This is a genomic window from Novosphingobium resinovorum (genome assembly GCF_001742225.1).
Taxonomy (GTDB): domain Bacteria; phylum Pseudomonadota; class Alphaproteobacteria; order Sphingomonadales; family Sphingomonadaceae; genus Novosphingobium; species Novosphingobium resinovorum_A.
In genome coordinates this window covers 304,241-317,883 of record NZ_CP017078.1, presented here as the reverse complement: position 1 = coordinate 317,883, position 13,643 = coordinate 304,241, and the positions used below count along the sequence as shown (strand labels likewise).

General features: G+C 62.9%; 11 protein-coding genes and 1 pseudogene. 1 reads left to right on the top strand and 11 read right to left on the bottom strand.

The window, feature by feature from the left end:
• Positions 1–36: 36 nt before the first annotated feature.
• The 3 genes and pseudogenes from BES08_RS34430 to BES08_RS30960 form a co-directional block, all read right to left on the bottom strand.
• Positions 37–126, bottom strand: a pseudogene (locus tag BES08_RS34430) (DUF736 domain-containing protein); the annotation flags it as partial.
• Positions 120–431, bottom strand: a complete 312-nt coding sequence (locus tag BES08_RS30965) for a hypothetical protein (protein WP_099232143.1) — start codon at positions 429–431, stop codon at positions 120–122. The gene BES08_RS30965 and the pseudogene BES08_RS34430, both read right to left, overlap by 7 nt.
• Positions 432–434: 3 nt before the next feature.
• Complete coding sequence (locus tag BES08_RS30960) at positions 435–737, bottom strand: hypothetical protein (protein WP_133085112.1); 303 nt, start codon at positions 735–737, stop codon at positions 435–437.
• Between the two features lie 421 nt (positions 738–1,158).
• Here BES08_RS30960 and BES08_RS30950 point away from each other — a divergent pair.
• Positions 1,159–2,336 (top strand): IS3 family transposase gene (locus BES08_RS30950; protein ID WP_120249841.1). Its coding sequence is split into 2 segments (ribosomal slippage): positions 1,159–1,423 and positions 1,423–2,336, totalling 1,179 coding nucleotides; the frame shifts between segments, so codons are not numbered across the junction.
• 341 nt (positions 2,337–2,677) lie between these two features.
• On the opposite strand, the gene BES08_RS30945 is transcribed toward BES08_RS30950, so the two are convergent.
• From BES08_RS30945 to BES08_RS30910, 8 genes are all read right to left on the bottom strand, one after another.
• Positions 2,678–4,084 carry an efflux transporter outer membrane subunit gene (locus BES08_RS30945; RefSeq protein WP_048939165.1) on the bottom strand — a complete coding sequence of 469 codons (1,407 nt, stop codon included), beginning with the start codon at positions 4,082–4,084 and terminating at the stop codon, positions 2,678–2,680.
• A 33-nt stretch (positions 4,085–4,117) separates the two neighbouring features.
• Positions 4,118–5,245: an ABC transporter permease gene (locus BES08_RS30940; RefSeq protein WP_017503204.1), complete on the bottom strand. Its 1,128-nt coding sequence runs from the start codon at positions 5,243–5,245 to the stop codon at positions 4,118–4,120.
• Positions 5,242–8,031 (bottom strand): ribosome-associated ATPase/putative transporter RbbA, encoded by a 2,790-nt coding sequence (rbbA, locus tag BES08_RS30935; protein ID WP_017503205.1) that lies wholly within the window; start codon positions 8,029–8,031, stop codon positions 5,242–5,244. Before rbbA ends, BES08_RS30940 begins: the two co-directional genes overlap by 4 nt.
• The gene (locus tag BES08_RS30930; protein WP_017503206.1) at positions 8,028–9,005 is read right to left on the bottom strand and encodes an HlyD family secretion protein; all 978 of its coding nucleotides are present in this window, start codon (positions 9,003–9,005) and stop codon (positions 8,028–8,030) included. Before BES08_RS30930 ends, rbbA begins: the two co-directional genes overlap by 4 nt.
• A gap of 19 nt (positions 9,006–9,024) precedes the next feature.
• Positions 9,025–10,125: a phospholipase A gene (locus BES08_RS30925; protein ID WP_231958544.1), complete on the bottom strand. Its 1,101-nt coding sequence runs from the start codon at positions 10,123–10,125 to the stop codon at positions 9,025–9,027.
• A 131-nt stretch (positions 10,126–10,256) separates the two neighbouring features.
• Positions 10,257–11,030, bottom strand: coding sequence for an enoyl-ACP reductase FabI (gene fabI / locus BES08_RS30920; protein WP_017503207.1), 774 nt, complete (start codon positions 11,028–11,030; stop codon positions 10,257–10,259).
• The gene (locus BES08_RS30915) at positions 11,027–12,220 is read right to left on the bottom strand and encodes an acetate/propionate family kinase (RefSeq protein ID WP_004207060.1); all 1,194 of its coding nucleotides are present in this window, start codon (positions 12,218–12,220) and stop codon (positions 11,027–11,029) included. The genes fabI and BES08_RS30915 overlap by 4 nt, the downstream gene beginning before the upstream one ends.
• Entirely contained in the window at positions 12,217–13,641 is a 1,425-nt protein-coding gene (locus BES08_RS30910) for a bifunctional enoyl-CoA hydratase/phosphate acetyltransferase (RefSeq protein WP_004207061.1), read from the bottom strand. The genes BES08_RS30915 and BES08_RS30910 overlap by 4 nt, the downstream gene beginning before the upstream one ends.
• Positions 13,642–13,643 lie beyond the last annotated feature (2 nt).

The window sequence follows — 13,643 nt, the reverse complement described above, 5'->3', positions numbered from 1 at the left end:
AGGCCCCGACCTTGTGGCGGGGTCTTGCGTGGGGTCTTAGTCGGCGCGCCTGCCGTTGGGGCGGGACCAGATCAGCGAGAAGGTGTCTTCGCCCTCGTTGTCGAAGAGGTTGGCATAGATCAGAGCGCCGATCTTCTCATGATGCCCTCGGCTGTCAGGGCGTCCGCGATCTGACGGTCGAGTGATCCCACAGCATTGAGCGTTCGCACCATCTCCTCGATGCGTGCGAAGTGAGCCAGATCGTCATAGTTGGCGGTATTGCGGATGATCACATGCTCTGTTCGCGCGCCGGTCTGCCACAGGATCGCGAACCAGATACGGCCTTGCGCACGGCTCTTGTCGACCGTCACGCTGTCGATCACGAGCCGCATCATCTCTTTGCGTTCGTCGATGCCAGCCCGCTTCGAGAACGCGGGCAACAGGGTCGGCAATGGTCAGGATACGCGTTCGCGCGGCGGCGGCCAGGGCGTTAACCTGCTCGACATGCCACCGCGCGTAATCCTGTTCGACGCGTCGGCTTCGCGTATTTTCTCTTCCCACAACGTTTCCAGCGAACGTGCGACGAGCCGCTTTTCCGACTCCACGGCATCATATTGTCGGCGTGCACGCTCCGCTTCGTAATGCGCCTTCTCCCGATTCAGCGCCCATTGACGTTCCAGGAGCCGGTTTTCGCCGTTCATCTGTTCATGAGCCGCAAGCGCAAGGTCGATGCGATCGGGTTGCAGAGCTTCGATCAACAGCCGCTCGACCTCTGCATCAACCTGGTTTGCGCACATTCTGGCAGTGCCCGCTCTGCTCGCTATCGATGCAGTGATAGACGGGGGTCTTCTTATGGGCAGAGTGAGTGAAGACCCATGCGGTGTCCGCATATCCCGCAGACCACGATGCCTTGAAGCATCGCTGCGCCACGCAGGGGCGCTCCGCGCCGGCCAGCGCTGAAGTTGCCGATATTGTCGGCGAGCCGCCCGACGTTGCTCATGTATGCCTCCCATTGGCTATGCCGATGAGCCCGCGTAGGTGGTGACGCCATAGCCATATAGACGACTGGTCTATTATTCGTTATATATGCTGATCATGAATTTGACACCCAAAGCATGATCTGCCCCCCGCTGAGTGGCCCAGAGACTATGATAGTTTGGACCACGAAAGGGACGATGAATGCCGAGCAAGAAGCACAAGCCGGAAGAAATTATCGGCAAGCTGCGTGAAGTTGAGATTGTTCTGGCGCAGGGAGCCTCGACAGCAGAGGCGTGCCGCCGGATCGCAGTCAGCGAGCAGACATACTATCGCTGGCGCAAGGAATATGGTGGCCTGAAGACCGACCAGGCGAGGCGGATGAAGGATCTGGAGAAAGAGAACCAGCGGCTACGCCGGGCGATTTCGGATCTGACGTTGGACAAGCTGATCTTGCAGGAAGCTGCCAAGGGAAACTTCTGAGCCCCGCGCGGCGGCGGCGCTGCATCGATCAGTTGCGACGAGATTTGCCGATCCGGGTGTCCGAGCGACGGATATGCCGGGTGCTGGGGCAGCATCGATCGACACAGCGCAAGGTGCCGCGTGGGGCAGATGACGAACAGGCGCTCACGGAGGACATCGTCGCGCTGGCGAAGCAATATGGCCGCTATGGCTACCGCCGAGTGACGGCGTTGCTATGCCATGCGGGGTGGACGGTGAACCACAAACGGGTCGAGCGGATATGGCGACGCGAAGGACTGAAGGTCCCGCTGCGTCAGCCCAAACGGGGACGCCTGTGGCTCAACGACGGATCATGTATCCGCTTGCGGCCTGAGTATCCCGGGCATGTGTGGGCCTACGACTTCGTCGAAGGGCGCACGCACGATGGCCGCAAGTTCCGGATTCTGACGATCATCGACGAGGCCAGCAGGGAATGCCTGGCACTCATCGTTGCCCGGCAGCTCAAACACGAGGATGTGCTGGCGGCGCTGGCTGACCTGTTCATCTCGCGTGGGCCACCAGCGCATATACGATCCGATAATGGTAGCGAGTTTATCGCGACCGCCGTCCAGAAATGGTTGGGGCAGATCGGCGTGAAGACGCTCTATATCACCCCGGGATCACCATGGGAGAATGGCTATAACGAAAGCTTCAATGGGTCGCTTCGCGACGAACTGCTCAACGGCGAGATCTTCTACAGCCTCGCTGAGGCCAAGGTGCTGATCGAGGCATGGCGGCGGCATTACAACACCGTTCGCCCTCACAGCAGCCTGGGCTACCGACCGCCGGCACCGGAAACGGCGACACCGCCATATCCGGCCTCCGGTTCCGCTTCGCTCCACCTCCGTCCGGATATGGCGGCGATGGGCTTAATCCACTAACAAACCAATCGGGCCACTCGGTGGGGGCAGATCAGCCGCACGTTCGAGAAACTCCTTCATGGCTCACCTATTCTGTTCGGCGCATGCGCGCTCTCATAGCTCTAAAGCAGGAATAGCACAGTTGACCTTTAGATTTTATTCCACTGTGCCTGGCACCTAATTGATGACTGGAAAATTGATACGAGGCCGCATTTTTCCCAGTCACATCATGAGGTTGATCCTGCAGCGTCACTCAGCGACCTGCATTTTGTCGTGATCGGTCAGCTGAGTTCGTCGATCTGCGTGGCCCTCAAAAGGCGGAAAAGCAGACCTCGACGCTGGCCGAGCGGCCCGGCGCAACCTTACCAGCCGCCCCCCAGTGCACGATAGAGCTGAACGGTTGCCGTTCCTTGTGCGATGCGGGTCTGTTCCATCTTGTCCTCGTCCGAGAGCGCATCCAATCGGGCCTGCAACACATCGCCCAACTGCGTGCGTCCGGCATCGTACAATATCGCCAGCTGGTCGGCGCGTCGGCGGGCCATGTCGGATGTACGGATAAGCCCGGCCAGGCGTTCGTCCAGCCCCGCCCGAAAACCATAAGCGGATTCAACTTCCTCGAGCGCCGACAGCATGGCCTGGTCATAATTGGCGAGAGCAGCCTCAAGTTCGGCATCGCCCGCCTTGACACTGGCCTGCAACCTTCCGGCATTGAAAAGCGGCATCGATGCGGAAAGGCCGACCAGACCTCCGGTTCCGCCATAGCCCGGCAGGGCGCCCAGTTCGATATGCCCGTTCTGCCCCAGAAAATGGATGGCGAAGCGCGGAAGCAGATCGGCCTTCAGGCTCTTGAGGCGCGCCGCACGCGCGTTCACCAGCCATGATCGCGCCGCGACATCAGGCCGGCGATCAAGAATGTCGGAAGGAAGTTGCCCGGTGGGCGCATCTGGCGTCTCAAAAGTGGCGGAGGCGACCATATCCGGCGCCTGTTCGGGGACGTCGCCCGCCAGCACGGCCAGTCGCCGCTTGCGCGCATCGACGAGGGATGTGAGGGCCGGGCGGGAGGCGCGCAGCGCCTCCAGTCCATTGCGGGCGCGGGTGACATCGGCCGCTGTCGCGGCGCCCGTCCGCTGCCGGGCGGCCGCATAATCGACAAGGCGACTGGCCGTAGCCTCGCTGCGATCGAGGACATCGAGGCGCCGCCTCAGCCCCTGCAGCTGCTGATAATTTTCGACGACATCGGCGGCGACCATGAGCCTGACGCCATCGGCCGTTCGTGCGGTGCTTTCGGAAAGCGCGCGCGCCATTTCGGCGTCGGCATGGCGTCCACCGAACAGGTCAGCCTCCCAGGTGGCTCCAAGACCCACCAGATATCCACTGCCGCTGTTTCCGGACAGCGACGGCAGCATGGCCTGCCACTTGTCATCGATCCCGGCATCGCTCTGACTGGCCCACGCTGTGCCATTTGCGGCAACGGTAGGATAAAGCGCCGATTCCGCGACAGTGACTAGCGCACGCGCGGCGGCGACATGGGCCTTTGCAGCGCGGATATCGGCGTTTGCTTCGAGCGATTTCTCGACCAGCGCATCAAGAGCGGGATCGCCCCACGCCGTCCACCAGCGGTCTGTCCCGGTTATTGCCGCGTCGTTCGCCGCCGCCGCATCCAGGCGATTGGGCGGAGTGATGCGTGGCGCGTGCGCGGGCGTGTTCGGGACGCTGGCGCAAGCGGTGAGCAGCAGCGCGAGCGATGGAGGAAGCAATTGGCTATGCATTCTGATTTTCCTGGGTGATGTCATCCATGACCTTTAGCCCTGCCTTGAGAGCATCGAACGGAAGCGGCTGACGGCCATCGCCACGAAGAACACGCCCGAGCCGCAGATGATCGCGAGTTCCGGCAGGATCGTTCGCACGCCCGCGCCGCGATAGAGGATCGCCTGGGAGAGGCTGACGAACTGGGTGGTCGGCAGACATAGCGCAATCGTCCGGATCGCCGAGGGCATGCTCTCGAGCGGCGTTGCCGCTCCCGAGAGCAGATAAGCGATGGCGTAGACGGGCACTGCGAAGAGCCCGAACTGCGGCATGGATGGCGCGAGCGTTGCCATCCACATGCCGAGCGAGGTGACCGAGAAGAGGTAGAGAAACATCGCGGCAGTGAAGAGCAGGAGAGATCCGGTCAGCGGCACGCCCAGAACGCCATGAACGACGAACCAGAGGGACGCGATCGAGGCCAGCAGGATGACGAGGCCGTTGGCAAGGATCTTGGCGAAGGCGATCTCGCTGGCGCGCACGGGCATCACCAGCAGATGCTCGATCGTGCCATGCTCACGCTCACGGATCACCGCCGCGCCGACGAGGATGATCGAGAGCACCGTCACGTTGGTGACGATCTGCATGACCGAGGTATACCAGGCCGACTGGGCGTTGGGATTGAAATGCATCCGGCTTTCGACCTGGACCGGCAGCGCCTCCAGGAGGCCCCGGGCATGGAGGAAGTCGAGCGTTTCCTGCGCGAATATCTGCTGGAAATAGGCAGCGCCCAGACCTGCCTGCGTCATGGCGGTCGCGTCGACGAGAATCTGGACGGAAGGCGACCGGCCCGCGAGCGTATCGGCTTCGAAGCGGGGCGGGATTTCGATGACGAAGATATATTTTCCGCTGTTCATCGCAGGGCCGATCGCGGATCGCTCGATGTCCTCGGGTGGTTTGAAATAGGGCTGCTGGATGGCATCGCGCAGCCGGCGCGACAGTTCGGAATGATCCTCGTCCATGATCGCGACCGAAGCGTTCATGACCTCTGCGCGTACCCCGTTCGCAACAAGCTGGATCGCCACGGTGAAAGCGAAGAGGATAAGCGCCATCAGCGTCACATCCTTCATGACACTGCGCAGTTCCTTGCCGCTCAGAAGCGCAACGTTGAGAATCCAGCGCGTCATTTCTCCTGCTTTCCCAGCATCAGGCGTGCGCCGCCCACGAAGAGGAATGCGAGCGCCATCAGGGCCAGATAGGCCTGGCCGAAACTGGCCATGCCCAGACCCTTGGTGAATGTGCCGAGACTGACGATCTGGAACCAGGAGGAGGGGAAGGTCAGCCCGATGATATGGCTCGGGCCTGTCAGGGTGGAAACGGGGTAAAGGAGCCCGGAGAAGTTCACCGACGGAATAAGACAGATGAGGGATGTCGCGAAGATGGCGGCGACCTGCGAGCGCACAAAGGCCGAGATCATCAGCCCCAGCCCGGTGACAGACAGAATGAAGAGGAACCCGCCGATCAGAAGGGCCGGCAAGGACCCCTTGAGCGGTACTCCCAAAATGAAGACAGTCACCAGGATCAGCGTCACGAAACTGGTCATCGCAAGAAGGGCATAGGGCATCTGCTTGCCGACCAGGAATGCGCCCAGGCTCGCCGGCGAAGCGTAGAGATTGGTGATCGAGCCGATTTCCTTTTCGCGCACGACCCCAAGGGCCGTCAGCATCGCGGGAATGAGGATCATGCAGAGCATCAGGACGCCCGGCGCCATGGCGTAGATGCTGCGAAACTCCTGATTGTAGATGAAGCGCGGTTCGATTGTGGACGAGAGATCAGGCACAGCGAAGGGCTGCGCGGACCGCAACTGGTCCATTGCGTAGCGAAGGAGAACAGCCTCGGCATAAGCGCGGGCGTTCGACGCGGGGAAAGGACTCGCGCCGTCGATCCGCACGTCGACCGCGGGCCGCCGCCCTGCGGTCAGATCGCGTCCGAAGCCGGGGGGTATGTCCAGCACCATCTTGGTCGATGCCTCGCGCAGCGCCTGATCGGCGGCCGCGTCGCTCGCAAGTTCGGGCTCAACCCGGAAATAGCGTGACCCTTCAAAATAAAGTTGCAGGTCACGGCTGGCGGCACTGCGGTCATGATCGAGAACGGCAAGGCGGATATTCTGGACGTCGAAGGAAATGCTGTAGGCTGCAATGCACAGCAGGATGATCGGGCCGATCAGCGCGAAGGCGAGCCGGATGCGATCGCGCATGAGTTCGGTCGCTTCGCGCCGGGCAAAGGCCCAGGCGAAGCCCGGCCAGCTGCCGGCAGCGGTTGGTAATCGCGGCCGGCCGGGAGCCGTCGATCGCGCACCGGCGGCAGGAGTGGACGAAGCGACCGAAGCATCGACCGGCAGATGGGCGGAAGCAGTCGGCGCTTCGTCATTATCCTTCTCGAGGACAGCGATAAAAGCATCCTCGAGCCGCTGCGCATCATATCGCTGTGTGAGTTCCGTCGGCGCGCCGACCGCCAGAACCCGCCCGCGATGCATCAGCGATATGCGGTCGCACCGTTCCGCCTCGTTCATGAAGTGGGTGGAGACGAAGATCGTTACCCCTTCATCGCGCGAGAGGCGGATCAGATGGCGCCAGAACATGTCGCGCGCCGCCGGATCGACGCCGGACGTGGGCTCGTCCAGGATCAGGATCTCGGGTCGATGGAGGCAGGCGGCGGCGAGTTGCAGGCGTTGCCGTATGCCGAGCGGCAGAGCGGCGGGAACGGCATCGGCATGGGCTTCGAGCTCGAACTGGGCAAGCGCGGCCGAAACCAGTTCGCCTGCCTGCTGGCGTGGCACGCGATAGAGCCGCGCATGAAGGACCAGGTTCTGGCGAACCGAAAGCTCTTCATAGAGCGAGAAGGCCTGCGACATATAGCCCACGCGCATGCGCGTCTCCATGTCTCCGGGGGCGATCGGCCGCCCGAAAAGGCTGGCCGTTCCGTCCGTCGCATCGAGCAGGCCGGTCAGCATCTTCATGGTCGTGGTCTTGCCGCAGCCGTTCGAGCCCAGAAAACCGAATATCTCGCCGCGTCCGATGCGAAAGCTCACATGATCGACCGCTACGAAATCACCAAAGCGCCGCGTCAGATCATGCGCCTCGATTGCCGGCGCTTCGCCCTTGTCCTGCCAGGCCGGCACGACCAGCGCGTCGCCCGATGGCCGCTTGTCTTGCGGAAGCAGGCGAACATAGGCGGCTTCGAGCGTATCCGCGCCCGCGTCACGCATGATCTCGCGCGTATCCCCTTGCGCGATCACCTTGCCATCGTCCATCGCCACGAGGTGGCCAAAGCGCTCTGCCTCTTCCATGTAAGCCGTGGAGACCAGCACGGTCATGTCCGGCCGCTCCGCGCACATCGCATCCACCAGTTCCCAGAACTGCCGTCGTGAAAGAGGGTCTACCCCCGTGGTGGGTTCGTCGAGGATGAGCAGATCCGGATCGTGCACCAGCGAGCAACACAGGCCCAGCTTCTGCTTCATGCCGCCCGAAAGTTTGCCGGCGGGCCGGTCCGGAAAGGGTGCAAGCCCCGTCGCGTCCAGCAAGCGCCGCATATGCGCTTCCCGCTCGACTGCAGACAGTCCGAAGAGGCGACCAAAGAAGTCGATATTCTCGCGGACGGAAAGCGTCGGGTAGAGATTGCGACCAAGCCCCTGGGGCATATAGGCGACGCGGGAAAGGAACTCCTCCCGCTTGCGACGCTCGGTGAGATCGAAGCCGAGAACCGAAAGACGTCCCGTTTGCAGCTTTTTCACGCCGGATATGAGGCCGAGCAGCGTCGACTTGCCTACGCCATCGGGCCCGACCAGCGCGGTGGTCTTCCCCTTGGGCAGGGAGAGCGAAACCTCGTTCAGGGCGATGATACCGCCATATCGATGCGAAAGGCTTTCGATCCGTATCGCCTCTTCGGGGAGGATCTGAGCGGGCGGGATCATTTGTCGATCTTGGTGAGGTCGGGCCAGGGCTGGCGCGTATCGGTGCGCACGAACCCGTCCGCCGTCATGCCGGCTTTCAGCCTTCCGTCCAGGCCACGGGCGAGATCAGGCGCGATCTGCAGCTTCACCCGGTAGGACAGGTTCTCGCGTTCGCTGGCCGTCTCGACGAATTTTGGCGTGAACTGCGCATCGGGCGCCACGAAGCTGACGCGCGCGGGAATGGCGTCGCCAAAACCCTGCGGAAGAATGCGTGCCTCGTCGCCGATCCTGATCTTGCCGGCGACCGAAGCGGGCAGGAAGATGGTGAGCCAGGCATCCTCGGCATTGACCAGCGACACGATCTTGCCGCCCGGTGGCAACATGGTTCCAGGCTCGACGATCCGATATTCGACGCGCCCGGGCGTCGGTGCGATGATCCGCAGGTCGGCAAGGCCGGCTCTGGTTTGCGCGATCAGGGCGTCGGCCTGGGCAATGGCCGAGCGTGCCTCGCCGACACCGCCGCCCGCCGCCTGGGCGCCACCTTGCGCAGCAACCAAGGCCAGGCGACGCTGCTCCAGCTCGACGTTCGAGACCATGTCACGCTCCCGCAGCTTGCCGGTCTCGACCCAGTCGATGCGGGCGAGCTGAGCCTGACTGTCCCGCGCGGCGAGCTCCCCTTGCGCGCGCATGAGGGCGGATACTGCCTGTTCGCGCTTGGCAAGCGCTCCGGCGAGTTGGGTTTTGAGGTCTACATCATCCTGCCGGGCGATGACCTGACCCGCCCCGACGAGATCACCTTCATGGACGTCAAGCGACATCAGGCGGCCAGGATATTTGGCGGCAATATCGGTGCGCGTCATCTCGAGACGGCCGTTGCCGCGCACGATGGTATCGGGGAGCTTGTCGGTGCGTCCAAACATCCACCACAGCCCGAAAGCCAGGGCGATGAGGACGACGGCCAGAATGGGAATGACGATAGGGCCCCGCAGCTTCACGCTATACCTCCTTGAGCGTTCATCGCACGAGCGCCACGCCGATCCGCAGGCGCGTCACGTGCTTGTTATAGTCGAGCAGATTTTCGCCATAGCCGGTGAAGCCCTGGCCGAAGAGATAGAAGTCCGGGCCTCCGCCCAGGATACGCCGGAACGGGTAGGAGAGCTCGGCGGTCAGAGCTCCCTTGCCGCTACCCAGGTTGAGACGGGTAGAAGCCGAGACGCGCAGCCCATCATCCTCGCTGGCCTCAATGAAAAGCCCGCTATTGCCGCGATATCGGCGAATGTCAGGATTGTCCGAAAGGTTTCCGAGATAGAGCCACAGCCGCGGCGCGATCGTCAGCCTTCGGTCCTCGCCGAGCGAGAAGCCGGCCATCGGGGCCAGATAGAGCATGTTGAGGCTGCGCGAGGCTGCGCCATCGCGTCCATTGGACTCATGGCGAAGGCCGATCTGGCCGCTGATCGTGGCCTTATCTGACACGGGCAGGGCAGGCGAGAGATAGAAGAGCTCGGGTTGATAATCGATATTGCGGAAGGGCGAGGATTTCGCCGCCACGTCCCAGAACATGCGCTGGGTATAGGCGAAATAGAGGCCGTCGATCAGCGAGGGAGAGCGGTCCATCCGCGCTCGACTTCCGAACAGCTGATATTTGAAACTGATCTGGATGCGTGCGTCGGTGTTGGTGCCGGGGCCATAGACCGCATAGATCGGTTCGTAGACCGAGAGATTGGGGATGAAAGCATTGCCCCGGGTTCGGTCTGTCGGCGATGGTGTGACGGAGTCTGGCGATATCTGCGGAGAGGTCGGAGGCGTGAGCGAGGGCGCGGCAGTCAGGGCGACCGGGGCAGAGCGGTCGGCCTCAGGATCGACGCCGATCGTCAGGAGGATTTGCTGCGTTGACCAGGAGGGAATGGACAAGGCCGCGCCGTCCATGACGTCCTGAAAGTCGATCCGGTAGCGCGCCGCCGCAAAGCCATTGGCCCGGATCGTCAGAACCGCAGCCTGTTTTTCGCCTCGTTGCAGCCAGACCTTTCGATACGTGCCGTTGCTGACCAGATCGGCCGCAACCTCGTCGGGAAGGCGAACCTCCTGCGCGGCCGCCCCGGCATTGAGAACGCGCACATCGACAAGGATATGTCCGCTCTGATCGCGGTTGCCTGCGCGCTGGACGACATACTCCAGAGCAGCTTGCGCGTGCGCCTGCGACGCCAGTACGGCGCTGGCTGCGAGGGCAAGAGGGGCAGCCCGAACGATCACGCGAAAAGATGCTGCCCGTTATCGACCGGAATGATCGTGCCGGTGATCCGCTTCGCGGCATCGCTGACGAGGAAGGCGGCCAGCGCGCCGACGTCGCTTACGTCAACCAATTTTCCTGCGGGAACCTGCGCGGCAGCCCGATCGAGCAACTCGTCGAACCGGTCGATTCCGCTTGCGGCGCGGGTGGCAATCGGCCCTGGTGAAATAGCGTGTGCCCGAATGGCTTTGGCGCCCAGTTCCGCGGCGACATAGCGCGTTGCGCTTTCCAGGGCCGCCTTGACGGGACCCATCAGGTTATAGTGTTCGACCACCCGCTCCGAACCATAGAAGGTCACGCAAAGCAGGCATCCGCCCGTTGCCATCAGCGGTTCGGCGAGCTTCGCCATGCGAAGGAAACTGTGGCAGGACACGTCCATCGCCGTCGAGAAGCCTTGCGCACTGCTGTCGACCACCCGACCGTGGAGATCCTCCTTCGGCGCGAAGGCGATCGAGTGCAGCAGGAAATCGAGGCCACCCCAGCGTTCTTGCACCTGGCCGAAAAGCGCCTCGAGTTCGCCGGGGATGCGTACATCGCACGGCGCAGTCCATTCGACGCCGAGCTGGTCGACGACAGGCTGGACCCAGTCCTTTGCCTTTTCGTTGAGATAGGTGGCGGCAAGCCGGGCGCCGCACCGGGCAAATGCCTCCGCGCATCCTGTCGCGATGCTATGTTCGTATGCGATCCCGATGACGAGGCCGCGCTTGCCGGTCAGATCTACAAGCGGTGTCATTGGGCGGTCTCCTGCAGCAGGCTGAGCGTGTGAATTGCGATCATGCGTTCCTCGTCGGTGGGGATGACGAGGGCCTTGATCCGGCTCTCGGGGGCGCTGATCAGCGTCTCACCTGCAGCATTGGCGCGATCATCGATCTCAAGGCCCAGCCATTGGAGCCGGCGACCAATAAGACTGCGCATGCCCGCGTCATTTTCGCCGATGCCAGCAGTAAAGATGATCCCGTCCACACCCTCCAGCGAAGCGGCAAGGGCGCCGGTGTCACGGGCTACCCGCCAGGCGAAGAGATCAATCGCTTCTTTCGCTTCGGGTGCGTCGCTCGCGGCAAGCGTGCGCATGTCGCTGGAAATGCCCGACACGCCCAGAAGGCCCGATTGCCTGTAAAGCATATCCTCTATCGTCTTGGCGCCCATGCCCATCTGCGTCATGAGATGCAACACGACACCGGGGTCGAGACTGCCCGAGCGGGAGCCCATCATCAAACCGTCGAGCGCGGTGAACCCCATGGTCGTGTCGACGCTTTGCCCCGCCGCCATGGCGCAAAGGCTCGCGCCATTGCCCAGATGTGCGGCGATGACCTTGCCCGAGGCCAGCGCCGGGTCGATCGCGGCGAGGCGCCGGGCGATATATTCATAGGAAAGGCCGTGAAAACCGTAGCGACGGATGCCCTGGTCGTGAAGCGCACGGGGGATTGCGAAACGAGAGGCAAGGGCTGGCTTGTCATGATGGAAAGCGGTGTCGAAGCAGGCGACCTGAGGCAGGTCGGGATCAAGCTTGGTGATCGCCCGGACGGCAGCCAGGTTATGGGGCTGATGCAGGGGCGCCAGCGGACAAAGTGCTTCCAGCTTGTCGATCAATTCAGAATCGATGCGCCGCGGGACGGAAAATTCTGTGCCGCCATGGACGATGCGGTGTCCGATGGCGGCGATCTCATAGCCTTCAAGTGGATGCTGCATCGCCCAGGAAAAAAGATCGGCCAGCAAGTCGGCGTGGGTAAGGCCTGCGCCATCCGGCCAGGTGCGATCGAGCAGGATCGTACCGTCCGTCCTTCGGGCCTTCAGCGCTGGCACTATCCCGATTTTCTCGATCTTTCCGCCGGCCGCGAGTTGGAGGCTGCCTCCCGGCTCCATGGCGAAGAGAGAGAATTTGATGCTCGACGAGCCGGAATTGAGGCTGACGACCGCCTTCATGCACTCTTGCCCCCGGGCAATCCAGGGGCTGCCGGCGTCACGGCGCGCGCCATCAGCACCGCCACTGCGCAGGACGCGAGACGCGTGCGCAGGCTGTCGGCACGGCTCGTCAGGATGATCGGCACGCGCGCGCCAAGCACGATACCGGCCGCGTCGGCGCCGCCCAGGAATGTGAGCTGCTTGGCCAGCATGTTCCCGGCTTCGAGGTTGGGCACGACCAGAATTTCCGCATGGCCCGCAACTTCGGAAACGATACCCTTTTCCCTGGCCGCGGCCTCGCTGACCGCATTGTCGAAGGCGAGGGGTCCATCGAGAATGCCGCCGCTGATCTGCCCGCGATCCGCCATCTTGCAGAGCGCCGCCGCATCCAGCGTCGAAGGCATTGCCGGGTTGACGGTTTCGACCGCAGCGAGGATCGCGACTTTGGGCGCCTCCATGCCGATCACATGCGCGAGATCGATGGCGTTGCGGATGATGTCGGCCTTTTCCTCGAGGGAGGGGGCGATGTTGATAGCGGCATCGGTAATGATGAGCGGTGTCGGCCGGCCAGGCACGTCCATGACATAGGCATGGCTGATCCGTCGTTCGGTGCGAAGGCCTGTAGCGGAAGAGACTACCGCGCCCATCAGTTCATCCGTGTGCAGTGATCCCTTCATGACGAGCTGCGCTTCGCCCGTGCGCACCAGTTCCACCGCCTTGGCCGCTGCGGCATGACTGTGCGCCACCGGCACGATCCGGAAACCGTCGATCGCGCGCGAGGCCGCAGTGGCTGCGGCCTTGATCTTCGCATCGGGCCCGATGAGGATCGGGGCGATCAATCCGGCTTGCGCCGCATCGAGCGCCGCAGTGATGGCGGCTTCGCTGCAAGGATGCACGATCGCCGTCGGGACCGGATCGCTACCACCGGCAAGCTCCATCAGCCGGCGATATTTGTCATGATCGTTGAGGCGAACGTCCGGCAGCTCCGCGCGCGGGCGCAGCACCTTTTCGCCGGGCGCGATCACCTGGGCCTGGCCAGTGATGACATCCTCGCCATGCTGGTTGGCGCAGCGGCAGTCGAGGATCAGGATTTTCTTCTCCGCACGCTTCTCGACGACGGTGACCGAGGCGGTGATCGTGTCGCCCGGTGCGACGGGGCGGCGGAAGCGCAACGACTGGTCCAGATAGATGGTGCCAGGACCGGGTAGTTGCGTTCCGAGGACGGCGGAGATGAGGCCGCCGCCCCACATGCCGTGGGCAATGACGTGGCGGAACATGTCGGTCGCGGCATATTGCGCGTCGAGGTGAGCCGGATTGACGTCGCCAGACACCAGGGCGAAAAGCTGAATGTCTTCCGGCTCGAGCGTTCGTGTGACCGATGCGGTGTCGCCAACTTCGATTTCATCGAAGGTGCGGTTTTCGATCATCGCTGGACCGGCCATCG